Here is a 24,843-nt window from a genome sequence, read left to right as displayed (position 1 = left end):
CACCGGCTCAGGCCGTCAAGGTCGCCGGCATCACGCCGCGCAAGGCGTTGACCAGCACGATGGCCTCGGCGCGCGCCAGCATCGCGCGCGTGATCACCGCTTCTTCGACCGGCTCGCCCGGCGCGCCCAGCGCCGCGCCGCCCGCCTCCAGCACCACTGCCCGCATCACGCCCGGCAGGATGTCGGCCGACAGTGGGGGCGTCAGCCAGCGGCCGTCGATGCGCACGAACACGGAGCTGCGCCCGCCCTCGAGCAGTTCGCCACGCGTGTTGAAAAACAGCCGGTCGAAGCCGCCGGCGCGCTCGGCGGCCTGCCAGCCGGCATCGAAGACCGCGCGCGCACTGGTTTTGTGGCGGCGCAGCGGGTCGGCAGGCGGCAGCGGTTCCGGCGCCAGGTCGACACCGACCGGCCCCGCCGGCAACGGCGCCAGCGCGCCGCTGGCAAACGCCAGCGTGCCGGACTTGTCCACGCTGAGACGCAGGCGCCAGGTGCCGGCCCCGAGTCGTGCCGCCTGCGCCGCCACCGCGTCGCACGCGGCGTCGGGGTCGAAGGCGAAGCCGAACTCCCGGGCCGACGCGCCGAGGCGCGCCAGGTGCCGCGCCAGGTGCGGGCACGCGCCGTCTTGCACGCGCAGGGTCTCGAACAACGTAAAGCCGGGATCGTGCCGGGTCAGGAAACGCGCCTTCCAGCCGCATTCGGCGAATTCCTCCGCCGCCACGCTGTCATGGACGATGCCGCCGCCCACCCCCATCTCGCCGGCGCGCAGCGCACTGGCCGCGGGCGGCGCCAGCACCAGCGTGCGGATCGCCACCGACAGCGCGAACGGGCCGGCCATCGCGGCCACGGACGGCGCCTCGATCCAGCCGATCGCGCCGGTGTAGAGCCCGCGCGGCGCGTGCTCGAGCTCGGTGATGATCTGCATGGTGCGCCGCTTGGGCGCGCCGGTGATCGAGCCGCACGGGAACAGCGCCGCCATCAGCGCGCCGAAGCCGGTGCCAGGCCGCGCCGTCGCCGTCACGGTGGAGGTCATCTGCAGCACCGCGCCGAACGGCTGCACCGCAAAGCGCTCCGGCACCGCCACGCTGCCCGGCTGCGCGATGCGGCCCAGGTCGTTGCGCAGCAGGTCGACGATCATCACGTTCTCGGCCCGGTTCTTGGCGTCTGCGGCCAGCGCCGCGGCGGCCTGCGCATCGCGCGCGGCGTCGCCGGCGCGCGGCGCGGTGCCCTTCATCGGCCGGGTCAGCAGATGGCCCTGGCCATCGTGGCGCACGAACAGCTCCGGCGACAGCGACAGCACCATGGCCTCATCCGGCAGCCTGGCCAGCACGCCATACGGCACCGGCTGCGCCGCACGCAGCGCCGCGTACAGCGCCACAGGATCGCCGAAGGCATCGCAGCGCAGGCGCTGGGTGTAATTGACCTGATACGTGTCGCCCGCCTCGATCCACTGGTGGATACGCGCGATGGCGTCGTCGAAGGCCGCGCGGGACGTATCGGAAGCAATATGCATCAAGCCCGCTGGCCGCGGCTGCGCATGGGCTTGCAGCCACGCCGCCACCGCCGCGGCATCGAGCCGTTGCAGCTCGCGGAACCACAGCAGGCGCAGCGCACCGTCGTGGAACGGCATGGCGTTGTCCGTATGCACCGGGGCATCGACCAGCGCACCACCGAATTCGTAGGGCGCGAACAAGGTGGCGTGCCAGCCCTGGCGCCAGCCTTCGGCGAGCATGGCGTCGAGCCGGGCGACGTCGCTGCCGGCGGGCAGCAGGTCTTCGTTGACGAAGCCGGTGTAGAGGCGGGACGCGGTTTGCCCTGCGGGTGCGGTGGCGTCGTCGAGCAGGACGAAGACGTCCGTCCCCGCCGGCCGGGTGCTCCCCTCTCCCGCTTGCGGGAGAGGGGCTGGGGGAGAGGGGGGGCGCTGGATGCTTGCTACCACGGGACTCGTCAGGGAAAACAGGATTGCCGACAAACCGGCAGGGGCGCAATCATGCATTATCGCGCGGCGCAAGCAGGGTGGCGATGGACACGCCGGCCCTCTCCCCCGGCCCCTCTCCCGCAGGCGGGTGCGGGGAGAAAAGCGCGCGCGACGGCAAACCGCACCGCCAAAAAACAAAACCGGCCACGCTCGCGCGTGGCCGGTTCCATACCGCAAGCCGGATCAGCTGAAGAAGCTCTTCACCTTGTCCAGCCACGAGGTTTCCTGCGGGCTGTGGCGCGAGCCGCCCTCGTGCACCGAGCGGTCGAACTGGCGCAGCATTTCCTTCTGCGCCTCGGTCAGCTTGACCGGCGTCTCCACGTTCACATGCACGTAGAGGTCGCCCGGGTAGCCGGAGCGCACACCCTTGATGCCCTTGCCGCGCAACCGGAAGGTCTTGCCGGACTGGGTCGCCTCGGGCACCGGGAAGGTGGCCTTGCCGCTCAGCGTGGGCACTTCCAGGTCGCCGCCCAGCGCCGCGGTGGCGAACGAGATCGGCATCTGGCAGTGCAGGTCGTCGCCGTCGCGCTCGAACACCGCGTGCGGCTTGATGTGGACTTCCACGTACAGGTCGCCCGGGGGGCCGCCGTTGATGCCCGGCTCGCCGTTGCCGGACGAACGGATGCGCATGCCTTCGTCGATGCCGGCCGGGATCTTCACTTCCAGCGTCTTCTGCGACTTCAGCTTGCCCTGGCCGTGGCACTTGGTGCAGGGCTTGGGGATGAACTTGCCGCTGCCGTGGCACTTCGGGCAGGTCTGCTGCATGGTGAAGAAGCCCTGCGACACGCGCACCTGGCCGGCGCCGTGGCAGGTCGGGCAGGTTTCCACGCTCGAGCCGGGCTCGGCGCCGTTGCCGTGGCAGTGGTCGCAGTCGTCCCAGTGCGGCACGCGGATCTGCGCCTCGTGGCCGTGCGCGGCCTGCTCCAGCGAGATCTCCATGCTGTAGCGCAGGTCGGCGCCGCGGTAGGCCTGCGGGCCGCCGCCACCGCGGCGAGCGCCGCCCTGGCCGAAGATATCGCCGAAAATATCGCCGAAGGCCTCGGCGAAGCCGCCGTAGCCCTGCGCGCCGCCGAAGCCGCCCGCCATGTTCGGATCCACGCCGGCATGGCCGTACTGGTCATACGCGGCCTTCTTCTCCGGATCGGAAAGCATCTCGTAGGCCTCCTTGGCCTCCTTGAATTTTTCCTCGGATTCCTTGCTGTCCGGATTGCGGTCCGGGTGGTATTTCATCGCGAGCTTGCGATAAGCCTTCTTGACTTCGTCTTCGCTCGCGTTCTTGCCTACCCCGAGCACTTCGTAATAGTCACGTTTTGCCATGGTGGCTCACTACCTCATTGGCCGGCGGGTGCAAGCGGCACGGGCCGGCGAATAGCAAAAAAGCCGAGCGCGGCATCCGACGGCGGTTTCCCGCAGGTCTGATGGCCGTCGCCCGGCGTCGGGGCGGGAGCGGCGCCGGCCAGTGCCTGCACCGCCGCCCGCGTATCCCGATTACTTCTTGTCGTTGACTTCCTTGAATTCGGCGTCCACAACGTTGTCGTCCTGCGGCTGGGCCTGCTGCTGGCCGCCGGCAGCACCCGCGGCACCGGCCGCGGCGCCTTCGCCGGCCTTGGCCTGCATGTCGGCGTAGACCTTCTCGCCCAGCTTCTGGCTGACTTCGGACAGCGCGTTGACCTTGGCGTCGATCTCGGTCTTGTCGCCGCCGCGTGCGGCGTCTTCCAGTTCCTTGATCGCGGCTTCGATCTTTTCCTTCTCGCCCGCGTCCAGCTTGTCGCCGTACTCGGTCATCGCCTTCTTGGTCGAGTGGATCAGCGCGTCGGCCTGGTTGCGGGCATCAGCCAGCTCGCGGGCCTTCTTGTCTTCCTCGGCGTTGGCCTCGGCGTCCTTGACCATGCGCTGGATCTCGTCTTCCGACAGGCCCGAGTTGGCCTTGATGGTGATCCGGTTTTCCTTGCCGCTGGCCTTGTCCTTGGCGCCCACGTGCAGGATGCCGTTGGCGTCGATGTCGAACGAGACCTCGATCTGCGGCGTGCCGCGCGGTGCCGGCGGAATGCCCTCGAGATTGAACTCGCCCAGCAGCTTGTTGCCGGTGGCCATCTCGCGCTCGCCCTGGTACACCTTGATGGTCACGGCCGGCTGGTTGTCGTCGGCGGTCGAGAACACCTGCGCATGCTTGGTCGGGATGGTGGTGTTCTTGGTGATCATCTTGGTCATCACGCCGCCCAGGGTCTCGATCCCCAGCGACAGCGGCGTCACGTCCAGCAGCAGCACGTCCTTGCGGTCGCCCGACAGCACCGAGCCCTGGATCGCGGCACCGACGGCCACGGCTTCGTCCGGGTTCACGTCCTTGCGCGCTTCCTTGCCGAAGAACTCCTTGACCTGCTCCTGCACCTTGGGCATGCGGGTCATGCCGCCGACCAGGATCACGTCGTCGATGTCGCTGACCTTGACGCCGGCGTCCTTGATCGCGGTGCGGCACGGCTCGATGGTGCGGGTGATCAGCTCTTCGACCAGCGATTCCAGCTTGGCGCGGGTCATCTTCAGGTTCAGGTGCTTCGGACCCGAGGCATCGGCCGTGATGTACGGCAGGTTGATCTCAGTCTGCTGCGAGCTCGACAGTTCGATCTTGGCCTTTTCGGCGGCTTCCTTCAGGCGCTGCAGCGCGAGCACGTCCTTGGACAGGTCGACGCCCTGGTCCTTCTTGAACTCGCCGATGATGTAGTCGATGATGCGCTGGTCGAAGTCTTCGCCGCCCAGGAAGGTGTCGCCGTTGGTCGACAGCACTTCGAACTGCTTTTCGCCGTCAACGTCCGCGATCTCGATGATCGAGATGTCGAAGGTGCCGCCGCCGAGGTCATACACGGCGATCTTGCGGTCGCCCTTCTCGTTCTTGTCCAGGCCGAAGGCCAGCGCGGCCGCGGTCGGCTCGTTGATGATGCGCTTGACGTCCAGGCCGGCGATGCGGCCGGCGTCCTTGGTCGCCTGGCGCTGCGAGTCGTTGAAGTAGGCCGGCACGGTGATCACGGCTTCGGTCACCGGCTCGCCGAGGTAGTCCTCGGCGGTCTTCTTCATCTTGCGCAGCACTTCGGCCGAGACCTGCGGCGGCGCCAGCTTCTGGTCACGCACCGACACCCAGGCGTCACCGTTGTCGGCCTTGACGATGGCGTACGGCATCAGGCCGATGTCCTTCTGGACTTCCTTTTCTTCGAACTTGCGGCCGATCAGGCGCTTGACCGCGTACAGGGTGTTGCGCGGATTGGTGACGGCCTGGCGCTTGGCCGGCGCGCCGACCAGGATCTCGCCGTCTTCCATGTAGGCGATGATCGACGGGGTGGTGCGCGCACCCTCGGAATTCTCGATGACCTTGGGCGTGTTGCCTTCCAGGATCGCGACGCAGCTGTTGGTGGTACCGAGGTCGATACCGATGATCTTACCCATTATTCTCTCCTCTTGAGCCAGCGCTATCCGCGCGGCTGCAATTCAACCTGAGGCCGAAATGTGGCCGTCCGGGGGCTTTTCAAGGGCAGAACCGGCAAATCCGAGTAATTTTCTCGGTTTCTGCCCTCATTCAACGGCAGGCGCTGCCGCGGCTTGAGCCGGCAGCGCTGGCGGGCTGCTTTATGTGGCTTTTGGATTACTTCTCTGCGACATCGCGGTCGCGCTGCCACAGCACGTCCGAGCCGCCGCCCACCCGGTTCAGCACCCGCGCCAGCACGAACATCAGGTCCGAGAGCCGGTTCAGGTACTGGCGCGGCGCCTCGTTCAGCGCCTCGGCCGCGCCCAGCGCCACCAGCGCGCGCTCGGCGCGCCGGCACACGGTACGGCAGACGTGGGCCTGCGCCGCGGCGCGGCTGCCGCCGGGCAGGATGAACTCGGCCAGGCGCGGCAGGTTGGCGTTGTAGTCGGCCAGCCAGGTGTCGAGCTGAGCCACCTGCTCGGGCTTGAGCAGCGTGTAGCCCGGGATGGAAAGCTCGCCGCCCAGGTCGAACAGGTCGTGCTGGATATGCAGCAGCGCGGCGCGCACGTCGGCGGGCAGGTCTTCGGTCAGCAGCACGCCGACGTGGCAGTTCAGTTCATCGACATCGCCGATCGCGGCGATGCGCAGGCTGTCCTTGCCGGTGCGGCTGCCGTCGCCCAGGCCGGTGGTGCCGGCGTCGCCGGTGCGGGTGGCGATCTTCGACAGGCGGTTGCCCATGCCGGTCTCCTTGTCAGCGGTTTGTCGTTGGGAAATGGCGCATTATCGCGCCAGAGCCGGTGACTTAGCCATGCGCGCCGCATCCGCCGGCTGCGGCTGGCGCGGCCATCCGCTTGTGCGGCTATCGGCCGCGCGCTCGCCGCCGGAAGGTGCACCAGCCGCCGCGCGGCGTAGAATGCAGTCATTCGTCCATTCGATAACCGGGTCGCGCCCCAGCCTGCCGCCGGCACCCTCGGCGGCCTCGCAATCCATGAGGCCGCACCGACCCGCCGGAGACCCCCATGAACCACCCCACGCCGTCCGCCTCCCTCGCCCGCCGTCCGCTGCCGCCCGCCATGGCCGACGCCCTCGCGGCACGCTTCGGCGAGCGCTTCACTACCTCCGCCGGCGTGCGCGAGCACCATGGCCGCGACGAGTCGCCGTTCCCGCCGGCACCGCCCGATGCGGTGGTGTTTGCCCACAGCACCGAGGAGGTGGCCGAGGTCGCGCGCCTGTGCAACCAGCATGGCGTGCCGCTGATCCCCTACGGCGCGGGCTCGTCGCTGGAAGGCCACCTGCTGGCGGTGGCCGGCGGCATCAGCCTGGACCTGTCGCAGATGAACCGGGTGCTGGCGGTGCAGCCCGAGGACCTGACCGTGACCGTGCAGCCCGGCGTCACGCGCAAGCAGCTGAACCAGGAGATCAAGGACACCGGCCTGTTCTTCCCGATCGACCCGGGCGCCGACGCGTCGCTGGGCGGCATGTGCGCCACGCGCGCGTCGGGGACCAACGCGGTGCGCTACGGCACCATGCGCGAGAACGTGCTGGCGCTGACGGTGGTGACCGCCGATGGCCGCGTGATTCGCACCGGCACGCAGGCGCGCAAGTCGTCGGCCGGTTATGACCTGACCCGGCTCTTCATCGGCAGCGAAGGCACGCTCGGCATCATCACCGAGGTCACGGTGCGGCTGTACCCGCAGCCCGAGGCGATCTCCGCCGCGGTGTGCGCCTTTCCCAGCATGGGCAGCGCTGTGCAGGCCGTGATCCAGACCATCCAGCTGGGCGTGCCGGTGGCGCGCGTGGAATTCGTCGATGCGCTGGCGATCCGCGCCATCAACCGCCACGACAACCTGACCCTGCCCGAGACCCCGCACCTGTTCTTCGAATTCCACGGCACCGAGGCCGGCGTGCGCGAGCAGGCCGAGACCGTGCAGCAGATCACCGCCGAATTCGGCGGCCAGGGCTTCGAGTGGGCCACGCGCCCGGAAGACCGCAGCCGGCTGTGGAACGCGCGCCATACCGCGTACTTTGCGATGCTCCAGCTCAAGCCGGGCTGCAAGTCGGTCACCACCGACGTGTGCGTGCCGATCTCGCGCCTGGCCGACTGCGTCACCGAGACCGAGAAGGACCTGAACGCCTCGGCGCTGCCCTGCCCCATCGTCGGCCATGTCGGCGACGGCAACTTCCACGTGGCGATCCTGGTCGACCCGGACCAGCCAGAGGAAATGGCCGAGGCCGAGGCCATCAACCAGCGCATCGTCGAACGCGCGCTGGCGATGGGCGGCACCTGCACCGGCGAGCACGGCGTGGGCCTGCACAAGCAGCGCTTCCTGGTGGCGGAGCACGGCGAAGACGCGCTGGACCTGATGCGCGCGATCAAGGATGCGCTCGACCCCAACCATATCCTGAACCCTGGCAAGATCTTCAGCGCCGCCCGCGCCGGCACGCAGTAAGGCGCCCGACAGGCAAGCGCAGGAATGGCCTCCATGTTCAACCGCGTGCCGCCGCTGCATCTGCTGATCGCGTTCGAGGCCGCCGCGCGCCTGGGCAGCTTCGCGCGCGCGGCCGAGGAGCTGTCGGTGACCCCCAGCGCGGTCTCGCACCGCATCAAGAACCTCGAGGAGCTGTGGGGCGAAGACCTGTTCGTGCGCGCCAACGCCGCGCTGCGGCTGACCGCGGCCGGCACGCGCTACCTGCGCAACGTGCAGGACGCGCTCAAGTCGCTCAACGAGCTGGCGCGGCCCGAGTACAACAAGATGCGCACGCGCCTGCGCGTGGCGATCCCGCCCACCTTCGGGCGCCAGCACCTGGTGCCGCGCCTGCCCGAGTTCGGCGCGCTCTATCCGCATATCGACCTCGAGCTGCACCTGGCGATCCCGTTCCTCGACGTCAAGGCCGAGGACACCGATGTGGAGATCCGCTACGGCACCGGCCGCTATCCCGACCTGAAGACCACCAGGCTGCTGGTGGAACCGGTGTTCCCGGCGTGCGGGCGCGAGTACTACGAGCGCGTCAACGGCCGCGCCATCACCCGGCCCGAGCACCTGCACGGCCTGGTGCTGCTGCGCAGCCCGCTGGAGCCGTGGAAGCCGTGGTTCGAGACCGCCGGACTTGACTGGCCCGAGCCCCAGACCGGCCCGCAGTTCAACGACATCGGGCTGATGCTGGAGGCGATCGCCTCCAACCAGGGCGTGGCGCTGGTGCGCCAGCGCATGGCGCGGCACTGGCTGTCGCTGGGGCAGATGGTGCGCCTGCTCGATGTGGAATCGGTATCGCCGCACGGCTACTACATCGTCGAGCGCGAACAGGCGCCGCTCAAGCCCGAGGCGCGCTATTTCGTCGACTGGCTGCTGAGCCTGGACTGGTAGGAGACTGCGCCCATGGAAATCCGCCTGCTGACCCCCGACGATGCCGCAGCCTTCCACGCGCTGCGGCTGCAGGGACTTGCCGAAGCCCCGGAAGCCTTTGCCGCCAGCCTCGAAGAAGAACAGGAGCTGGCACCGGAGGCGGTGGCGCAACGCCTTGCGCCGAGCGCGGACAAGGCCATGTTCGGCGCCTTCGAGGCCGGTCCCGACGGTATCGCGCTGGCCGGCATGGTCGGCGTGATGCGCGAGCCCCGGCGCAAGCACTGGCACAAGGCCTCGATCTTTGCCATGTACGTGGCGCCGGCCTGGCGCGCGCGCAAGCTCGGCCGCGCGCTGATGCTGCGCGCGCTGCAGCAGGCCGCCGCCATGCCGGGCGTGCGCCAGGTCACGCTGTGCGTCAATGCCGGCAGCGCGGGCGCGGTGCGCTTGTACGAATCGCTCGGGTTCGAGCGCTTCGGGCTGGAGCCCGACGCGTTGTACGTCGCGCCGCACTTCCACGACAAGCTCGACATGGTGCTGCGGCTGCCCGAGGCCCCGGCGCAGCCGGACCGCTGAAGGCAGCGCCGGCGCAACGCCGAGCGCCGCACCCGCCTTTCCGATGGCCGGCCGCCGGTGCTACGCTGAAAGCGGGGGCAGCGCCCGGCCATGATGAGCATTTTTGATCGGCCTGGCATGCGGAATTCACGTCTGGCGTGGTGCCCGCGCCAGGTGGCCTGCGCTATAGTCACCCGTCCCCCGCGGCGGCACTGCACCGCCGCGGCCGGCAGGCCGGCAAGCGAGCGCCACAGGCCGCCGTCCAGGAGACCCCACAGGAGTCGTTCATGAATGCCCCGCACGAAGCCCAAACCCTCGCTGCCGGCGCCGCCGGCGCTCCGGCCGCGGCCGCGGCCGACGGCCGCCGCGACGCGCTGCTGGCCGGGCTGGCTCAGATCCTTCCCGACGCCGCGGTGCTGTGGAAGCCGGAAGACACCGTGCCCTATGAGTGCGACGGCCTGGCAGCGTACCGGCAGGTGCCGATGGCGGTGGCCCTGCCCGACACCGAGGAGCAGGTCTGCGCCATCCTGCGGCTGTGCCACCAGCTGGGCGTGCCGGTGGTGCCGCGCGGCGCCGGCACCAGCCTGTCGGGCGGCGCCATGCCGATCGCCGAGGGCCTGGTGCTGTCGCTGGCCAAGTTCAAGCGCATCCTGTCGGTCGACCCGTATTCGCGCACCGCGGTGGTCCAGCCGGGCGTGCGCAACCTGGCCATCTCGGACGCCGCCGCACCGCACAACCTGTACTACGCGCCCGACCCGTCGTCGCAGATCGCCTGCACCATCGGCGGCAATGTCAGCGAGAACTCCGGCGGCGTGCACTGCCTGAAGTACGGCCTGACCGTGCACAACGTGCTGCGCGTGCGCGCGGTGACGATGTCGGGCGAGGTGGTGGTGTTCGGTTCCGAGGCCCCGGACGCGCCCGGGCTGGACCTGCTGGCCGTGCTGATCGGCTCCGAAGGCATGCTGGCCGTGGTCACCGAGGTCACCGTGCGCCTGATCCCCAAGCCGCAGCTGGCGCAGGTGATCATGGCCTGCTTCGACGATGTCGAGAAAGGCGGCAACGCGGTCGCCGACGTGATCGCCGCCGGCATCATCCCGGCCGGGCTGGAGATGATGGACAAGCCCGCCACCGCCGCGGTCGAGCAGTTCGTGCATGCGGGCTATGACCTCGATGCCGCCGCCATCCTGCTGTGCGAGTCCGACGGCACCCCCGAGGAAGTGGCCGAGGAGATCGAACGCATGAGCGCGGTGCTGACGGCATCGGGCGCCACCCGCATCGTGGTCTCGCAGAACGAGGCCGAGCGCCTGCGCTTCTGGAGCGGCCGCAAGAACGCCTTCCCGGCGGCGGGCCGGATCTCGCCGGACTATTACTGCATGGACGGCACCATCCCGCGCAAGCACATCGGCACGCTGCTCAAGCGCATCGAGGCCATGGAAGTGAAGTACGGCCTGCGCTGCATCAACGTGTTCCATGCCGGCGACGGCAACATGCATCCGCTGGTGCTGTTCGACGGCGGCGACCAGGACGAATGGCACCGCGCCGAGCTGTTCGGCGCCGATATCCTGGAAACCTGCGTCGAGCTGGGCGGCACCGTCACCGGCGAGCACGGCGTCGGTGTGGAGAAGCTCAACTCCATGTGCGTGCAGTTCTCGACCGCGGAGCGCGACGCCTTTTTCGGCGTCAAGGCCGCCTTCGACCCGGCGCGGCTGCTGAACCCCGACAAGGCCATCCCGACGCTGGCGCGCTGCGCCGAATACGGCAAGATGCACGTGAAGAAGGGCCTGCTGCCGCATCCCGAGCTGCCGCGCTTCTGAGCCACGCCATGAAAGAGAATCCCCGCCGGCGCCAGCACCAGGAAGCCGTGGTGCGCCAGCGCCTGGGCCAGCCCGAGGCCGGCTGGCGCCAGCGCTGGTACACCATCATCTTCGAGGCCGATACGCGCGAAGGTCGTCTGTTCGACGTCGCGCTGCTGCTCGCCATCGTCACCAGCGTGATGATCGTGATGCTCGACAGCCTGCCCGCGCTGAACCAGCGCCTTGGCGGGGTATTCACGGTGCTGGAATGGATGTTCACGCTGCTGTTCACCGCCGAGTACGCCATGCGCCTGCTGGTGGTGCGGCGCCCGTGGCGCTATGCGCTGAGCTTCTACGGCGTCATCGACTTCATCTCGATCATGCCGACCTGGCTGGCGTTCTTCGTGCCGGAACTGCATTTCCTGATCGACGTGCGCCTGCTGCGCCTGCTGCGCGTGTTCCGGATCCTGAAGCTGACGGTGTACTTCGAGGAAGCCGAGATCCTGTACCGCGCGCTGGTCAACAGCCGGCGCAAGATCTTCGTGTTCCTGGCCGCGGTGTTCATCATCACCGTGATCCTCGGCACCGTGATGTACGTGGTCGAAGGCCCGGAGCACGGCTTCCACAGCATCCCGGTCAGCATGTACTGGGCCGTGGTGACGCTGACCACCACCGGCTTCGGCGACATGGTGCCGAAGACGCCGCTGGGGCAGTTCATCACCTCGCTGACGATCCTGCTGGGCTACGGCATCATCGCCTTTCCCACCGGCATCGTCGGCGCCGAGCTGGCCGCCAGCATCATGAAGCGGCCGCTGACGACGCGCACCTGCACCCATTGCCTGACCGAGGGGCACGAGCCCGACGCGCAGTATTGCAAGCACTGCGGCAGCCAGCTGCCGGCCTATCAGAACGACCGGCCTGAAATCCCGGGCGGCCGCGATGGCTCGGCCGGACCCTGAGCCGCGCCAGAACCTCCTCCCCATTTCGCACGACTATGCAAGCCACCCTCGACGCCTTCCGCGACGCCGTCAGGCAAGCCACCGAGACCCGCACCGCGCTGCGGCTGCGCGGCGGCGGCAGCAAGGATTTCTACGGCCAGCCGCCGCAAGGCCAGCTGCTGGACACGCGCGCCTACACCGGCATCGTCGACTACGACCCGGCCGAGCTCGTGATCACCGCACGCTGCGGCACGCCGCTGGCGGAGATCGAAGCCGCGCTCGCGCAGAAGCGCCAGATCCTGGCGTTCGAGCCGCCCCACTTCGCGCTGCCCGGCCAGCCCAGCGTGGCGACGCTGGGCGGTGCCGTCGCCGCCGGCTTGTCGGGCCCGCGCCGGCAGTCGGTGGGCGCGCTGCGCGACTTCGTGCTGGGCGCGCAGCTGATGGACGGCCGCGGCGAGGTGATGGACTTCGGCGGCCAGGTGATGAAGAACGTCGCGGGCTACGACGTGTCGCGGCTGCTGGCGGGCTCGCTCGGCACGCTGGGGCTGATCCTGCAGGTCTCGCTCAAGGTGCTGCCGGCGCCGTTCGACGAGGCCACGCTGCGCTTCGAGATGGCGCAGGCCGAAGCCATCCGGCAACTGAACCAGTGGGGCGGGCAGCCGCTGCCGCTGGCGTCTTCGGTGTGGCATGCGGGCGCGCTGCACGTGCGCCTGTCCGGCGCCGGCGCCGCGGTGCGTGCGGCCTGCGCCCGGCTCGGCGGCGAGCGCCTGGACGCGGCGCCCGCTGCCGCGCTGTGGCAATCGCTACGCGAGCAGACCCACCCGTTCTTCGCCACGGCGCACGCCGGCCGCGCGCTGTGGCGGCTGGCGGTGCCCACCGTGGCCGCGCCGCTGGCGCTGCCGGGCGAGCAGCTGGTCGAATGGGGTGGCGGCCAGCGCTGGTGGCTGCCCGAAGAGGGCTCGGCCAAAGCCGACGCCGAAAGCGTGCGCGCGGTGGCCCAGGCCGCGGGCGGCCATGCCACGCTGTTTCGCCATGGCGACAAGTCGATGGGCGTGTTCACGCCGCTGGCGTCGCCGCTGGCCGCGATCCATCGCCGCCTGAAAGAGACCTTCGACCCTGCCGGCATCTTCAATCCGCAGCGCATGTACCCCGGGCTCTGAGCCCGCGGGCCAAGACACTCCAGGCACTACACCCCACATCATGCAAACGACCCTGGCCGATTTTCTCCGCGACACGCCCGAAGGCGAGGAAGCCAAATCCATCGTCGGCAAGTGCGTGCATTGCGGCTTCTGCACCGCCACCTGCCCCACCTACCAGCTGCTCGGCGATGAACTGGACGGGCCGCGCGGGCGCATCTACCTGATGAAGCAGGTGCTCGAAGGCCATGCCATCACCGAAAGCACGCGCCTGCACCTGGACCGTTGCCTGACCTGCCGCAACTGCGAATCGACCTGCCCCTCCGGCGTGCGCTACGGCCGCCTGGTCGACATCGGCCGCCAGCTGGTCGACGACAAGCTCGAGGCCGAAGGCGTGCGGCGTCCCGCCAGCCAGCGCATCGCGCGCTGGGTGCTGCGCGAGGGGCTGACGCGGCCGGCGCTGTTCGGCACCGCGCTGCGCCTGGGCCAGATGGTGCGCCCGCTGCTGCCGGGCACGCTGCGCGCCAAGGTGCCGCCGCTGTCGGCCAGCGCCGCGTCCGGCGCGTGGCCGCGCAACACGCATGCGCGCAAGATGCTGTTGCTCGACGGTTGCGTGCAGCCGGCAATGTCGCCCAACATCAATGCCGCCACCGCGCGCGTGTTCGACCGTGTCGGCGTACAACTGGTGGTGGCGCGCGAGGCCGGCTGCTGCGGCGCGATCCGCTTCCACACCGGCGACCACGATGGCGGCCTCGACAATATGCGCCGCAATATCGACGCCTGGTGGCCGCATGTCGAAGACGGCGCCGAAGCCATCGTGATGACCGCATCGGGCTGCGGCGCGATGGTCAAGGACTACGGCCACCTGCTGCGCAACGATCCCGCCTATGCCGAGCGCGCGCGCCGCATCTCGGCGCTGACGCGCGACCTGTCCGAGGTCCTGCCGGACTTTGCCGACGACCTGCACGCCGCCGCCGGCGCGGTGCCGCGCGACGGCCGGCGCGTGGCCTACCACCCGCCCTGCACGCTGCAGCACGGCCAGCAGATCCGCGGCAAAGTCGAAGCGCTCTTGACCGGCCTCGGCGTGGAAGTCAAACTCTGCGCTGACAGCCACCTGTGCTGCGGCTCGGCGGGCACTTACTCGGTGCTGCAGCCGGAACTGTCCCAGCGCCTGCGCGACGACAAGCTCGCCAAACTGCAGGCGACGCAGCCCGAAGCCATCGTCTCGGCCAATATCGGCTGCATCTCGCACCTGCAGGGCGGCACCGATACGCCGGTCATGCACTGGATCGAACTGGTCGACCGGATGCTGGGATAACACCCGGCCGGAGCAAGGCCCCGTGGTTGTCTCCCCTCTCCCGCTTGCGGGAGAGGGGGCGGGGGAGAGGGCAAGCGGTTCAAGATGCGATATCGCTTCGAGACGCGCCCACCCTCTCCCCCGGCCCCTCTCCCATAGGGAGAGGGGAGGAAGAGCGCAACCAAACACGCCCCCATGCTCCAGACCTTTGCCATCCTGTTGGTTTTCCAGTCCGTCGGCGAGGTGATCAGCTACGCGCTGACCCTGCCCGTGCCCGGCCCAGTGCTGGGCATGATCCTGCTGTTCGGCTGGCTCGTCTTCGACGACCGGCTGCTGCCCGTGATCCAGGGCACCACCACCGAACTGCTCAAGCACCTGTCGCTGCTGTTCGTGCCGGCCGGCGTCGGCATCATGGTCCACGCCAACCGCATCGAGGGCGAGTGGATGCCGATCCTGGTCGCGCTGGTGGTGTCCACCTGGCTGGCCATTGCCACCACCGCCGTGGTCACGCGCATGCTGATGCGCAAGCGTTCCGGCACGCCCGACGCGCCGCCCGCCGACGCCGAGGGGGAACAGGCATGATGACGCCGCGCCTGAACGAGATCTGGGTCTACCTGGCCGCCAGCCCGCTGGTGGGCCTGACCGCGACGCTGCTGGCCTATGTGTTCGCCTTCCGCATCTACGAGAAATCGCGCTTCTCGCCGCTGGCCAACCCGGTGATGATCGCGGTGGCGCTGCTGGTCACGGTGCTGACCGTCACCGGCACGCCCTACAAGACCTACTTCGACGGCGCGCAGTTCGTGCACTTCCTGCTGGGCCCGGCGACGGTGGCGCTGGCGGTGCCGCTGTACCTGCAGCTGCCCAAGCTGCGCACCCATGTGTTCCCGCTGCTGGCGGGACTGGTGGCGGGCTCGGTGGTGGCGGTGGTGTCGGCGGTGGGCATTGCCTGGCTGCTCGGCGCCTCGCCGGAAACGGTGCGCTCGCTCGCGCCCAAGTCGGTGACGATCCCGATCGCCATGGGCGTGGCCGAGAAGATCGGCGGGCTGCCGTCGCTGACGGCGGTGCTGGTGATGGGCACCGGCATCATCGGCGCGGTCAGCGCGACCATGCTGCTGAACCTGCTGCGCATTCGCGACTACAGCGTGCGCGGCTTTGCCACCGGCGTGGCGGCACACGGTATCGGCACCGCGCGCGCGTTCCAGGTCAACCAGGAGGCCGGCGCCTTCGCCGCGCTCGGCATGGGCCTGAACGGCGTGCTGACCGCGATCCTGGTGCCGGTGATGGCGGCGTGGATGCCGCACTGATCTTTCGCCCTGACATCCTCCTGACAGCACGCTGTCAGCAGCCCCCGCGCATGATGCGAGCTCCTCACTCCCCTACCTATGGAACCCAGGAGCCCATCATGAGCCAACGCCTGATCAACTGGCTGGAAATCCCCGTCATCGACATGCCCCGCGCCATCGGTTTCTACGAGCAGGTGTTCGATATCAAGCTGCGCCGCGAAACCATGAGCCAGGTCGACATGGCCGTGTTCCCGCACCCCGATCCCGGCGGCGCGCTGGTCGCCGGCGAAGGCTATCGGCCCAGCAACTACTACGGCACGGTGCCGTACCTGCATGCGCCGGAACTCGATGCGCTGCTGGCGCGCGCCACGCGCGCCGGCGGCAAGACCGTGTTCGGGCCGCTGCGCCTGCCGGGCGAGATCGGCCGCATCGCGCATATCACCGACAGCGAGGGCAACCGCATCGGCCTGCACGAGCCGGTGGCCGCATGACAGCCATGGGCCACGCTGACCGATGAGCCGCCGCGCCGACCGCCTGTTCCAGATCGTTCAGGTGCTGCGCGGCCGCCGCCTGACCACGGCGGCGCTGCTGGCGCAGCGGCTCGGGGTCTCGGAACGCACCGTCTATCGTGATATCCAGGCGCTGTCGCTGTCGGGCGTGCCGGTCGAGGGCGAGGCCGGCATCGGCTACCGGCTGCGCGCCGACTTCGACGTCCCGCCACTTATGTTCACCGCCATGGAAGTGGAAGCGCTGGTTGCCGGCCTGCGGCTGCTGAAGGCCTGGGGCGGCGGCGCGCTGGCCGCCGCGGCCGATCCGGCGCTGGAGAAGCTGATGGCGGCGCTGCCGCCGCCGCGCCGGCTGGCGGCGCAGCAAAGCCGCGTGTTCGCGCCCGAGTACGTCAACCAGGCGCACGTGCGCGAGGCCTTCGACGTGGTGCATGGCGCGCTGGGCGCGCACAAGCTGCTGCAGCTCGACTACTGCGACGCGCAGCAGCGCATCACCGAACGCGTGGTGATGCCGCTGGGGCTGTTCTTCTGGGGCAATGCCTGGCTGCTGGCGACGTGGTGCACCACGCGCGAGGACTACCGCAGCTTCCGGCTCGACCGCTGCCGCGCCATCCGCATGCTCGACGACCATTTCCACGAAACCCCGGAGCGCTCGCTCAACGGCTTCCTGCGCGCGGTGCGCGCGAGCGGCAGCTGAGGCTCAGGCGGCCGGGTCGGACAGCAGCCGCTCGATATCGGCGCGCAGTTCTGCCGGCTTGACGGTCGGCGCATAGCGCTTGTACACGGTGCCGTCGCGGCGCAGCAGGAACTTGGTGAAATTCCACTTGATGCCCTGGGTACCGAGCACGCCACGCTTTTCGGTGGTCAGCCACTGGTACAGCGGATGGGCGTTGGGGCCGTTGACGTCGATCTTGGCGAACATCGGGAAGCGCACCGCGAAACGCGTTTCGCAGAACTGTCCGATCTGCTGCGCATCGCCCGGTTCCTGCTTGCCGAACTGGTTGCACGGGAAGCCCAGCACCTCCAGGCCCCGCTCGTGGTATTCGTCATAGAGCTTCTGCAGGCCTTCGTACTGCGGGGTGAAACCGCATTCGCTGGCGGTATTGACCACCAGCATCACCTTGCCCTGGAACTGCGACAGCGGCACCGGCTGGCCGGCGAGCGAGTTGGCTTCGAACTGGTAGACATTGCTCATGGCAGACTCCTGTAGATAGCCAAGCATACCGCCATGCGCGTCGCCGCGCAGCCCTCAGATGACGTTGAGATGCTCGGTGCCGGCGCCGAGGTCCGAGTCCCTGGCATGCGTGCTGTGCAGCTTGATCATCAGGCGCAGGTCGTTGAGCGAGTCGGCGTTGCGCAGCGCGTCCTCGTAGGTGATCTTGCCCTGCTCGTACAGGTCGAACAGCGCCTGGTCGAACGAGATCATGCCCTGCTCGCGCGACTTCTTGATGACTTCCTTGAGCTCGTGGATCTCGCCCTTGAAGATCAGGTCGGCCACCAGCGGCGTGCCGATCATGATCTCCACCGCCGGCACCCGGCCCTTGCGGCCCGCGCGCGGCAGCAGGCGCTGCGAGATCATCGCCTTCAGGTTCAGCGACAGGTCGATCAGCAGCTGCTGGCGCTTTTCCTCGGGGAAGAAGTTGACCACGCGGTCGATCGCCTGGTTGGCGTTGTTGGCGTGCAGCGTGGCCAGGCACAGGTGGCCGGTCTCGGCGTACTGCATCGCGTACTCCATGGTCTCGCGGTCGCGGATCTCGCCGATCAGGATCACGTCGGGCGCCTGGCGCAGCGTGTTCTTCAGAGCCACGTGCCAGGACTCGGTATCGATGCCGACCTCGCGCTGCGTGACGATGCAGTTCTGGTGCGCGTGCACGTACTCGATCGGATCCTCGATGGTGATGATGTGGCCGTAGGAGTGCGCGTTGCGGTGGTCCAGCATTGCCGCCAGCGTGGTCGACTTGCCCGAGCCGGTGGCGCCGGTGACGATCACCAGCCCGCGCTTGGCCATCACCACGTCATGCAGCGTCTGCGGCAGGTCCAGGTCGGCCACCGACGGGATGCGCGTATTGATGGTGCGCACCACCATGCCGGCCTTGCCCTGCTGGATGAAGGCCGAGACGCGGAAGCGCCCGGCCTTGGGCGCGCTGATCGCGAAGTTGCATTCGCGGCTGGTGTCGAAGTCCTGCACCTGGCGCTCGTTCATCACCGAGCGCACCAGCCCTAGCGCCTGGGTCGGGTTCAGCGGCTGCTGCGACACCGGCGTGATCTTGCCGTCGACCTTGATCGCCGGCGGGAAGTCCGAAGTGATGAACAGGTCCGAGCCGCGGTTGCTGACCATCAGCTCCAGCAGGTCGTTGATGTACTTGGCGGCGGATTCGCGGTCGAGCATGGCGGTGTCCTGCAGGAGGAAGAGCGAAGGCGGGCCTCAGCCCATGAACGCGTCCGGGTTCTTGGCAATCGCGCGCGCATCGTTGTAGCTGATGACGCTGCGCTTGATCAGGTCCGACAGGCACTGGTCCAGCGTCTGCATGCCCAGCCCGCTGCTGGTCTGCATCATCGAGTACATCTGCGCGATCTTGTTTTCGCGGATCAGGTGGCGGATCGCGGGCGTGGCGATCATGATCTCGTGCGCGGCGGTGCGGCCGTTGCCGTCGCGGGTCTTCAGCAGCGTCTGCGAGATCACCGCCTCCAGCGATTCCGACAGCATGGTGCGCACCATGTCCTTCTCTTCGGGCGGGAACACGTCGACCACGCGGTCGATGGTCTTGGCCGCCGAGCTGGTGTGCAGCGTGCCGAAGACCAGGTGGCCGGTCTCGGCCGCGGTCAGCGCCAGGCGGATGGTTTCGAGGTCGCGCAGTTCGCCCACCAGGATCACGTCGGGGTCTTCGCGCAGCGCCGAGCGCAGCGCGTTGGCAAACGAATGCGTATGCGGTCCCAGTTCGCGCTGGTTGATCAGGCTCTTCTTGGAGCTGTGCACGAATTCGATCGGGTCCTCCACCGTGAGGATGTGGCCCATGTCGTTTTCATTGCGGTGGTCGACCATCGCCGCCAGCGTGGTGGACTTGCCCGAGCCGGTCGGGCCGGTCACCAGCACCAGCCCGCGCGGCTTCATGCACAGGTCGGCAAACACCGCCGGCGCGCGCAGTTCTTCCAGCGTCAGCACCTTGGACGGAATGGTACGGAATACCGCGGCGGCGCCGCGCTGGGTGTTATAGGCATTGACGCGGAAGCGCGACAGGCCGGCGATCTCGAACGAGAAATCGATTTCGAGGCGTTCCTCGTAGGCCTTGCGCTGGGTGTCGCTCATGATGTCGTACACCATGGCGTGGACATCCTTGTGCGTCATCGAGGCGACGTTGATGCGGCGCATGTCGCCGTGGATCCGCACCATCGGCGGCATGTCCGCGGACAGATGAAGATCGGACGCCTTGTTCTTGACGGCGAAAGCCAATAGCTGCGCGATGTCCATCTATAATGACCCCACCCTGATTTGTTATCGGTACTTGACGTACCTTTTATATATATGTTCGCCGGATTATGTCTGTGATTGCCGCCAACTTGCAAGCCGTGCGCCAGGGCATTGCGGCGGCAGCACAACAGGCCGGCAGGCAAGCCGCAGACATCGCCCTGCTGGCCGTTTCGAAGACCGTTTCCCCCGACCGCATAAGGGCCGCATACGCCGCCGGACAGCGCGAATTCGGCGAAAACTACGTCCAGGAAGGCATCGACAAGATCGCCGCGCTGGCCGACCTGCGCGACCGCCTGCAATGGCATTTCATCGGCCCGCTGCAAAGCAACAAGACGCGGCCGGTGGCGGAACATTTCGACTGGGTCCACACCATCGACCGGCTCAAGATCGCCGAGCGGCTGTCGGCCCAGCGCCCGGCCGGCATGCCGGCGCTGCAAGTCTGCATCCAGGTCAATATCAGCGGCGAAGCCAGCAAGAGCGGCGTCGCCCCGGCCGAGGTGCCCGCGCTGGCGCATGCGGTCGCGGCCCTGCCCGGCCTGCAACTGCGCGGGCTGATGGCGATCCCCGAACCCGCGCACGACCCCGCCGCGCAGCGCCGCCCGTTCGCCACCATGCGCACCATGCTGCAGGCGCTGCGCGCCGACGGCCTGGCGCTCGACACGCTGTCGATGGGCATGTCGGGCGACATGGAGGCCGCCATCGCCGAGGGCGCCACCCTGGTGCGGATCGGCACCGCCATCTTCGGCGCGCGCGGCTGACGTCCACGCCCCGACCGGAAACCTTCAGACCCCAGAGACCTTCATGCTCGACACCCTCACCTTCGGTTTTCTTGGCGGCGGCAACATGGCTTCCGCACTGATCGGCGGCCTGATCGCACGCGGCGTGCCCGCCAGCGCGATCCGCGTGGTCGACCCGTTCCCGGAAGCGCAGCAGCGCCTGGCGCGCGACCTCGGCGTGCATGCGGCCGGAGCGCCGGACGCCGCCTTCGGCGCCAGCGATGTGCTGGTGCTGGCGGTCAAGCCGCAGCAGTTCCGCGACGCCACGGAGCAGCTGCTGCCGCACCTGCCGGGCGATGGCCCGGGCAACCTGGTGATCAGCGTGGCCGCCGGCATCCGGCTGCAGGACATGCAGCGCTGGCTCGGCGGGCGCAACCGCGTGGTGCGCGCGATGCCGAATACGCCGGCGCTGTCGGGCATGGGCATGACGGGGCTGGCCGCGCCGGCCGGGCTGTCGGCCACAGACCGTGCCATTGCCAGCGCCGTGGCCGAGGCCGTCGGCAAGTGCGTCTGGGTCGATGGCGACGACCAGATCGACGCCGTCACCGCAATCTCCGGCAGCGGCCCGGCCTATGTGTTCTATTTCATCGAGGCGATGCAGCGCGCCGCCACCGAACTGGGACTGAGCGCCGAACAGGGACGCGAACTCGCGGTGGAAACCTTCCGCGGCGCGGCCACGCTGGCGGGGCAGTCACCCGAACCGGTGGCGACGCTGCGCGAGCGCGTGACGTCGAAGGGGGGGACCACCCATGCGGCGCTGACGTCGATGGAGGCCTCCGGCATCGCCGATGCCTTCGTGCGGGCGATGCACGCGGCCGCGGCGCGCGGCAAGGAGATGGGAGCGGAGTTCGGCAAGGATTGAAACACCAGAGCGCCCGCAGCAAGCGCCCCTCTCCCATAAATGGGAGAGGGGAACAAAGCCTCAGCCAGCGTGGCCGTCACCGCACCGCATACGCCAGCGCCGTCCCGGCAAACACGCAAGCCCCCAGCCAGTTGTTGTGCCGGAACGCCGCGAAGCACCGCATCCGGTCGCGCTCGCGGATCAGCGTGTAGTGGTAGCCGGCACAGCCGATCGCGGCAACCAGCCCCACCCAGTACGGCCACCCCAGGCCCAGCAGCACGCCCGCCCACGCCATCAGCGCAAAGAACGCGGCGTAGCACAGCATGATCGCCGCCACGTCGAAGCGCCCGAAGGTGATGGCCGAGGTCTTCATGCCGATCAGCAGGTCGTCGTCGCGATCCACCATGGCATAGGCTGTGTCATACGCCACTGCCCAGAACACATTGGCCAGCAGCATCAGCCATGCCACCGGCGGCACCCGGTCCTGGATCGCGGCGAACGCCATCGGGATGCCGAAGCCGAACGCGATCCCCAGGTAGGCCTGCGGAATCGCAAAGAAGCGCTTGAAGAACGGGTAAGTCCCGGCCACCACCGCCGCCACCACCGCCAGCCACTTGGTCAGCGCATTCAGCGGCAGCACCAGCATGAAGGCCACCAGCGCCAGCACGGCGGCCACCGCCAGCGCTTCCCACGCGGCGATCTTGCCGGCCGTCAGCGGTCGCTCCCGGGTGCGCTTGACGTGCTTGTCGAAGTCGCGGTCGGCCCAGTCGTTGATGGCACAGCCGGCCGAGCGCATCAGGAAGGTGCCCGCGACGAAAATCCAGAACAGGCTCCAGCGCGGCGGCCCGTCCGCCGCCATCCACATGGCCCACAGCGTCGGCCACAGCAGCAGCAGCGTGCCGATGGGCTTGTCGATGCGCACCAGGCGCGCGTAGAGGGCAAGGCGTTCAAGCATGGGGGTGGGGGGCAACGGCGAGAGGGTCTGCACGGCGTGGATCCGGGGCGGGCGATTCAATGAAAACGCGCCGCAGCCCGGATGGCTGCGACGCGCTGTACCGGCTGCCGCAGGCGCGGCAGCCAGGCGGGCGAGCCGGCCTCAGGCCAGCATCGAACGCAGCATCCATGCGGTTTTTTCGTGCGTCTGCATGCGCTGGGTCAGCAGGTCGGCCGAGGGCTCGTCGCCGGCGGCATCGATCACCGGGAAGATCGAGCGCGCGGTGCGCACCACGGCTTCCTGGCCCTCGACCAGCTTGCGGATCATGTCGGTGGCCTCGGGCACGCCCTCTTCCTCGGCGATCGACGACAGGCGCGCATATTCCTTGTAGGTGCCCGGGGCCGGGTAGCCCAGCGCGCGGATACGCTCGGCGATCGAGTCCACGGCCAGCGCCAGTTCGTTGTACTGGGTCTCGAACATCAGATGCAGCGTATTGAACATCGGACCCGTCACGTTCCAGTGGAAGTTGTGGGTCTTGAGGTAGAGGGTATAGGTGTCGGCCAGCAGCTTGGACAGCCCTTCCGCGATCTTTTTGCGGTCCTTGTCGGAAATACCGATATTCACGCTCATCTCGTTCTTCTTTGCCATGGTAGATACGCTCCGTTCAGGTATAGCCACGAGGAGCGCCGCCGGACTTGCCGATTCGGGGCCGGGCGGCGCGGTACCCCGCATTATTGCACCGGGCAACGGTCCCGGCCAAACCCCGCGCCGGATGGCCGTTGCCGGGCGGGCGCTTATTGCAGGTTGAGCGCCCGCTTCACGCCTTCGCCATAGGCCGGGTCGGCCTTGCTGAAGTGCTCCAGCTGCACGCGCACGATGGCTTCCGGCACGCCCTGCATCGCCGCGGCGATATTGGCGAACAGGCGCTGGCGCTGGCCTTCGTCGAACAGGCGGAACAGCGCGCCGGGCTGGCTGTAGTAGTCGGTATCGACGCGGTGGTCCCAGCGGTCGGCGGCGCCGTCGAGCGCCAGCGGCGGCTCGATCGCGCGCTCGCTGGCGGCGTAGGCGCTTTCGCGGTTGGGCTCATAGTTGAGCTTGCCGCCCTGGTTGCCGTCCACGCGCATCGCGCCGTCGCGGTGGAAGCTGTTGTGGAACGGGCATTTCGGCGCATTGACCGGGATCTGGGCGTGGTTGATGCCCAGGCGGTAGCGCTGCGTGTCGCCATACGAGAACAGCCGCCCCTGCAGCATCTTGTCGGGCGAGAAGCCGATGCCGGGCACGATATTGGCCGGGTTCATTGCCACCTGCTCGACCTCGGCAAAGTAGTTGTCAGGGTTGCGGTTGAGCTCGACCACGCCCACGTCGATCAGCGGGTAGTCCTTGTGCGGCCAGACCTTGGTCAGGTCGAACGGGTTGATGTGGTACTTGGCCGCCTCGGCCTCCGGCATGACCTGCACGCGCAGGTTCCAGCGCGGGAAGTTGCCGCGCTCGATATTGTCGAACAGGTCGCGCTGGGCGCTCTCGCGGTCGTTGGCCACCACCTTTGCGGCTTCCTCGTTGGTCCAGTTCTCCACGCCCTGCTGCGACTTGAAGTGGAACTTGACGTAGAAGCGCTCGTTATTGGCGTTGATGAACGAGTACGTGTGCGAGCCGAAGCCGTGCATCTGCCGGTAGTTCTGCGGCAGGCCGCGGTCGCTCATCAGGATGGTGACCTGGTGCAGCGATTCCGGATGGCGCGACCAGAAGTCCCACACCGCGATCGGGTCGCGCAGGTTGGTGCGCGGGTTGCGCTTCTGCGTGTGGATGAAGTCGGGGAACTTGAGCGGGTCGCGCACGAAGAACACCGGCGTATTGTTGCCGACCAGGTCCCAGTTGCCTTCGTCGGTATAGAACTTGATCGAGAAGCCGCGCACGTCGCGCTCGGCGTCCGCCGCGCCGCGTTCGCCGGCGACGGTGGAGAAGCGGATGAACAGCGGCGTTTCCTTGCCAATCTCGGCAAACACCGAGGCCTTGGTGTACTTCGTGATGTCGTGCGTGATGCGCAGCGTGCCGTAGGCGCCGGAGCCCTTGGCGTGGACGCGGCGCTCGGGAATGACTTCGCGGTCGAAGTGAGCCAGCTTTTCGAGGAACCAGACGTCCTGCAGCAGCATCGGGCCGCGCGGGCCGGCGGTCTGCGAGTTCTGGTTATCGGCAACCGGTGCGCCGGCGGCAGTGGTGAGAGTGTCTTTCTTGCTCATCTTTTCCTCTTTGTGGGTGGGCTGAAAGCAAATGCCGCGTCAGTGCGCGGCGGCATAGCAGGCAAGGCAATCGAGCAGGCAGCGCCCCATGCGGAGGGAAAAACGGGGCTGGATCGGTATGGTTTTCAGTGAACGGGCGCTGGTGCTCATCATCGGTTCCTGTCTTGCGTCGACGCCATCCGCATCGACAGGAGCCAGTCTACAAATTATCTATCAGGTTGAGAATTTAATTATTTATACCTATGTATTAGGTCAAATCTATTTGGGGTTAGTGAAACTTATGCCAGCGGCAGGTGACCACCCCAAGA

General features: G+C 68.3%; 23 protein-coding genes. 13 read left to right on the top strand and 10 right to left on the bottom strand.

Annotated elements, in window-relative coordinates; all coding sequences use genetic code 11:
- Positions 1-7: 7 nt before the first annotated feature.
- The 4 genes from pabB to FHX60_RS01015 form a co-directional block, all read right to left on the bottom strand.
- A complete protein-coding gene (pabB, locus tag FHX60_RS01030; RefSeq protein ID WP_183282297.1) occupies positions 8-1,936 on the bottom strand; it encodes an aminodeoxychorismate synthase component I in 1,929 nt (642 codons plus the stop codon).
- A 222-nt stretch (positions 1,937-2,158) separates the two neighbouring features.
- A complete protein-coding gene (gene dnaJ / locus FHX60_RS01025; protein WP_092306492.1) occupies positions 2,159-3,292 on the bottom strand; it encodes a molecular chaperone DnaJ in 1,134 nt (377 codons plus the stop codon).
- A gap of 171 nt (positions 3,293-3,463) precedes the next feature.
- Entirely contained in the window at positions 3,464-5,410 is a 1,947-nt protein-coding gene (gene dnaK, locus FHX60_RS01020) for a molecular chaperone DnaK (protein ID WP_183282296.1), read from the bottom strand.
- 196 nt (positions 5,411-5,606) lie between these two features.
- Positions 5,607-6,167, bottom strand: coding sequence for a cob(I)yrinic acid a,c-diamide adenosyltransferase (locus FHX60_RS01015; RefSeq protein WP_183282295.1), 561 nt, complete (start codon positions 6,165-6,167; stop codon positions 5,607-5,609).
- A 281-nt stretch (positions 6,168-6,448) separates the two neighbouring features.
- Here FHX60_RS01015 and FHX60_RS01010 point away from each other — a divergent pair, with 281 nt between their 5' ends.
- The 11 genes from FHX60_RS01010 to FHX60_RS00960 all read left to right on the top strand — a co-directional run bounded on the left by FHX60_RS01010 (position 6,449) and on the right by FHX60_RS00960 (position 16,975).
- The gene (locus FHX60_RS01010) at positions 6,449-7,879 is read left to right on the top strand and encodes an FAD-binding oxidoreductase (RefSeq protein WP_183282294.1); all 1,431 of its coding nucleotides are present in this window, start codon (positions 6,449-6,451) and stop codon (positions 7,877-7,879) included.
- Positions 7,880-7,903: 24 nt separating this feature from the next.
- Positions 7,904-8,794 (top strand): LysR substrate-binding domain-containing protein, encoded by an 891-nt coding sequence (locus tag FHX60_RS01005; RefSeq protein WP_062801668.1) that lies wholly within the window; start codon positions 7,904-7,906, stop codon positions 8,792-8,794.
- A 12-nt stretch (positions 8,795-8,806) separates the two neighbouring features.
- Positions 8,807-9,346 carry a GNAT family N-acetyltransferase gene (locus tag FHX60_RS01000; protein WP_092306483.1) on the top strand — a complete coding sequence of 180 codons (540 nt, stop codon included), beginning with the start codon at positions 8,807-8,809 and terminating at the stop codon, positions 9,344-9,346.
- Positions 9,347-9,612: 266 nt separating this feature from the next.
- A complete protein-coding gene (locus tag FHX60_RS00995) occupies positions 9,613-11,139 on the top strand; it encodes an FAD-linked oxidase C-terminal domain-containing protein (RefSeq protein WP_183282293.1) in 1,527 nt (508 codons plus the stop codon).
- An 8-nt stretch (positions 11,140-11,147) separates the two neighbouring features.
- Positions 11,148-12,077 (top strand): ion transporter, encoded by a 930-nt coding sequence (locus FHX60_RS00990; RefSeq protein WP_183282292.1) that lies wholly within the window; start codon positions 11,148-11,150, stop codon positions 12,075-12,077.
- A gap of 35 nt (positions 12,078-12,112) precedes the next feature.
- On the top strand, positions 12,113-13,216 hold the full coding sequence (gene glcE / locus FHX60_RS00985; protein WP_183282291.1) for a glycolate oxidase subunit GlcE: 1,104 nt from the start codon (positions 12,113-12,115) through the stop codon (positions 13,214-13,216).
- Positions 13,217-13,256: 40 nt separating this feature from the next.
- The gene (gene glcF / locus FHX60_RS00980; protein WP_183282290.1) at positions 13,257-14,510 is read left to right on the top strand and encodes a glycolate oxidase subunit GlcF; all 1,254 of its coding nucleotides are present in this window, start codon (positions 13,257-13,259) and stop codon (positions 14,508-14,510) included.
- 174 nt (positions 14,511-14,684) lie between these two features.
- On the top strand, positions 14,685-15,071 hold the full coding sequence (locus FHX60_RS00975; protein ID WP_183282289.1) for a CidA/LrgA family protein: 387 nt from the start codon (positions 14,685-14,687) through the stop codon (positions 15,069-15,071).
- Positions 15,068-15,793, top strand: a complete 726-nt coding sequence (locus FHX60_RS00970) for an LrgB family protein (RefSeq protein ID WP_082819011.1) — start codon at positions 15,068-15,070, stop codon at positions 15,791-15,793. Before FHX60_RS00975 ends, FHX60_RS00970 begins: the two co-directional genes overlap by 4 nt.
- Positions 15,794-15,891: 98 nt before the next feature.
- A complete protein-coding gene (locus FHX60_RS00965) occupies positions 15,892-16,263 on the top strand; it encodes a VOC family protein (protein WP_183282288.1) in 372 nt (123 codons plus the stop codon).
- A 22-nt stretch (positions 16,264-16,285) separates the two neighbouring features.
- Positions 16,286-16,975, top strand: a complete 690-nt coding sequence (locus FHX60_RS00960) for a helix-turn-helix transcriptional regulator (protein WP_112774297.1) — start codon at positions 16,286-16,288, stop codon at positions 16,973-16,975.
- Positions 16,976-16,978: 3 nt separating this feature from the next.
- On the opposite strand, the gene FHX60_RS00955 is transcribed toward FHX60_RS00960, so the two are convergent.
- From FHX60_RS00955 to FHX60_RS00945, 3 genes are read right to left on the bottom strand one after another with little or no spacing between them, the layout of a single operon-like run.
- Positions 16,979-17,473: a glutathione peroxidase gene (locus FHX60_RS00955; RefSeq protein ID WP_112774296.1), complete on the bottom strand. Its 495-nt coding sequence runs from the start codon at positions 17,471-17,473 to the stop codon at positions 16,979-16,981.
- A 54-nt stretch (positions 17,474-17,527) separates the two neighbouring features.
- Positions 17,528-18,667, bottom strand: coding sequence for a PilT/PilU family type 4a pilus ATPase (locus tag FHX60_RS00950; protein ID WP_112774295.1), 1,140 nt, complete (start codon positions 18,665-18,667; stop codon positions 17,528-17,530).
- Positions 18,668-18,703: 36 nt separating this feature from the next.
- Positions 18,704-19,747: a type IV pilus twitching motility protein PilT gene (locus FHX60_RS00945; RefSeq protein ID WP_025583874.1), complete on the bottom strand. Its 1,044-nt coding sequence runs from the start codon at positions 19,745-19,747 to the stop codon at positions 18,704-18,706.
- Positions 19,748-19,815: 68 nt separating this feature from the next.
- Between FHX60_RS00945 and FHX60_RS00940 the strand changes: the two genes are divergently transcribed.
- Positions 19,816-20,505: a YggS family pyridoxal phosphate-dependent enzyme gene (locus FHX60_RS00940; protein WP_092306469.1), complete on the top strand. Its 690-nt coding sequence runs from the start codon at positions 19,816-19,818 to the stop codon at positions 20,503-20,505.
- 43 nt (positions 20,506-20,548) lie between these two features.
- Positions 20,549-21,385 (top strand): pyrroline-5-carboxylate reductase, encoded by an 837-nt coding sequence (gene proC / locus FHX60_RS00935; protein WP_183282287.1) that lies wholly within the window; start codon positions 20,549-20,551, stop codon positions 21,383-21,385.
- A gap of 76 nt (positions 21,386-21,461) precedes the next feature.
- Here the strand turns inward: proC and ubiA are convergent, their stop codons facing one another.
- The 3 genes from ubiA to FHX60_RS00920 all read right to left on the bottom strand — a co-directional run bounded on the left by ubiA (position 21,462) and on the right by FHX60_RS00920 (position 24,535).
- On the bottom strand, positions 21,462-22,319 hold the full coding sequence (ubiA, locus tag FHX60_RS00930; RefSeq protein ID WP_183282286.1) for a 4-hydroxybenzoate octaprenyltransferase: 858 nt from the start codon (positions 22,317-22,319) through the stop codon (positions 21,462-21,464).
- Positions 22,320-22,460: 141 nt separating this feature from the next.
- Positions 22,461-22,946, bottom strand: a complete 486-nt coding sequence (locus FHX60_RS00925; protein WP_092306463.1) for a Dps family protein — start codon at positions 22,944-22,946, stop codon at positions 22,461-22,463.
- Between the two features lie 146 nt (positions 22,947-23,092).
- Positions 23,093-24,535: a catalase gene (locus tag FHX60_RS00920; RefSeq protein ID WP_092306461.1), complete on the bottom strand. Its 1,443-nt coding sequence runs from the start codon at positions 24,533-24,535 to the stop codon at positions 23,093-23,095.
- Between the last annotated feature and the right edge of the window lie 308 nt (positions 24,536-24,843).

Origin of the sequence: Cupriavidus alkaliphilus (assembly GCF_014191175.1) — a bacterium.
Classification (GTDB): Bacteria; Pseudomonadota; Gammaproteobacteria; order Burkholderiales; family Burkholderiaceae; genus Cupriavidus; species Cupriavidus alkaliphilus.
Note: the sequence above shows the minus strand (reverse complement) of the source record. Positions and strands in the feature narration are given on the sequence as shown.

Bases quoted from the DNA above. Each gene is read 5' to 3' on its own strand.
- dnaJ (WP_092306492.1), bottom strand. From the start codon at position 3,292: ATGGCAAAACGTGACTATTACGAAGTGCTCGGGGTAGGCAAGAACGCG.
- dnaK (WP_183282296.1), bottom strand. From the start codon at position 5,410: ATGGGTAAGATCATCGGTATCGACCTCGGTACCACCAACAGCTGCGTC.
- FHX60_RS01015 (WP_183282295.1), bottom strand. From the start codon at position 6,167: ATGGGCAACCGCCTGTCGAAGATCGCCACCCGCACCGGCGACGCCGGC.
- FHX60_RS01010 (WP_183282294.1), top strand. From the start codon at position 6,449: ATGAACCACCCCACGCCGTCCGCCTCCCTCGCCCGCCGTCCGCTGCCG.
- FHX60_RS01005 (WP_062801668.1), top strand. From the start codon at position 7,904: ATGGCCTCCATGTTCAACCGCGTGCCGCCGCTGCATCTGCTGATCGCG.
- FHX60_RS01000 (WP_092306483.1), top strand. From the start codon at position 8,807: ATGGAAATCCGCCTGCTGACCCCCGACGATGCCGCAGCCTTCCACGCG.
- FHX60_RS00995 (WP_183282293.1), top strand. From the start codon at position 9,613: ATGAATGCCCCGCACGAAGCCCAAACCCTCGCTGCCGGCGCCGCCGGC.
- FHX60_RS00990 (WP_183282292.1), top strand. From the start codon at position 11,148: ATGAAAGAGAATCCCCGCCGGCGCCAGCACCAGGAAGCCGTGGTGCGC.
- glcE (WP_183282291.1), top strand. From the start codon at position 12,113: ATGCAAGCCACCCTCGACGCCTTCCGCGACGCCGTCAGGCAAGCCACC.
- glcF (WP_183282290.1), top strand. From the start codon at position 13,257: ATGCAAACGACCCTGGCCGATTTTCTCCGCGACACGCCCGAAGGCGAG.
- FHX60_RS00975 (WP_183282289.1), top strand. From the start codon at position 14,685: ATGCTCCAGACCTTTGCCATCCTGTTGGTTTTCCAGTCCGTCGGCGAG.
- FHX60_RS00970 (WP_082819011.1), top strand. From the start codon at position 15,068: ATGATGACGCCGCGCCTGAACGAGATCTGGGTCTACCTGGCCGCCAGC.
- FHX60_RS00965 (WP_183282288.1), top strand. From the start codon at position 15,892: ATGAGCCAACGCCTGATCAACTGGCTGGAAATCCCCGTCATCGACATG.
- FHX60_RS00960 (WP_112774297.1), top strand. From the start codon at position 16,286: ATGAGCCGCCGCGCCGACCGCCTGTTCCAGATCGTTCAGGTGCTGCGC.
- FHX60_RS00955 (WP_112774296.1), bottom strand. From the start codon at position 17,473: ATGAGCAATGTCTACCAGTTCGAAGCCAACTCGCTCGCCGGCCAGCCG.
- FHX60_RS00950 (WP_112774295.1), bottom strand. From the start codon at position 18,667: ATGCTCGACCGCGAATCCGCCGCCAAGTACATCAACGACCTGCTGGAG.
- FHX60_RS00945 (WP_025583874.1), bottom strand. From the start codon at position 19,747: ATGGACATCGCGCAGCTATTGGCTTTCGCCGTCAAGAACAAGGCGTCC.
- FHX60_RS00940 (WP_092306469.1), top strand. From the start codon at position 19,816: ATGTCTGTGATTGCCGCCAACTTGCAAGCCGTGCGCCAGGGCATTGCG.
- proC (WP_183282287.1), top strand. From the start codon at position 20,549: ATGCTCGACACCCTCACCTTCGGTTTTCTTGGCGGCGGCAACATGGCT.
- ubiA (WP_183282286.1), bottom strand. From the start codon at position 22,319: ATGCTTGAACGCCTTGCCCTCTACGCGCGCCTGGTGCGCATCGACAAG.
- FHX60_RS00925 (WP_092306463.1), bottom strand. From the start codon at position 22,946: ATGGCAAAGAAGAACGAGATGAGCGTGAATATCGGTATTTCCGACAAG.
- FHX60_RS00920 (WP_092306461.1), bottom strand. From the start codon at position 24,535: ATGAGCAAGAAAGACACTCTCACCACTGCCGCCGGCGCACCGGTTGCC.